The sequence below is a fragment of the Streptomyces sp. NRRL B-1347 genome (assembly GCF_000720325.1).
Classification (GTDB): Bacteria; Actinomycetota; Actinomycetes; order Streptomycetales; family Streptomycetaceae; genus Streptomyces.
Map to the genome: position 1 here is coordinate 1 of NZ_JOJM01000284.1, position 417 is coordinate 417.

General features: G+C 65.5%; 1 pseudogene. It reads left to right on the forward strand.

What is annotated here, in order from left to right:
- A pseudogene (locus tag IG74_RS0145010) lies at positions 1–301 on the forward strand (transcriptional regulator); the annotation flags it as partial.
- Between the last annotated feature and the right edge of the window lie 116 nt (positions 302–417).

A 417-nucleotide genomic window follows, 5' to 3' on the forward strand; every position in this document is an offset into this window, starting at 1 on the left:
GGCCTCCCGCACGGTGCGCCGCCGTAACGTGGCCCGGTACCTGACCAGTCGTCTCAATCGTGAAGGCCGCGGTACTCGGGTGGAGTTCCACCCCCTGAACCAGTCCCGTGTCAGCCGCCCCCACCAGCGGGTCGTGGAGTTCCGGACCCTCAACGTCCGCCACTGGGACCGCATCGTCGATGCCTGGAGCACCGGCAACGACGCGGCCCTGGACGACGCGTGGGTGAATGACGCGGTGGTCGACCTGGGCTCACAATGGGGCCAGTACGAGAACGTCACCAACATCGGCTTCGCGGCATGACACCCAAATTCGATACCCCAGCCCCGGGATATCGAATTCCAAACCTGAAAAAGCGTCAGCGATCCCATAGGCGGGGGAGAGCCGAAAACCGGCAGCCCCCACCCACCCTCGTAGCC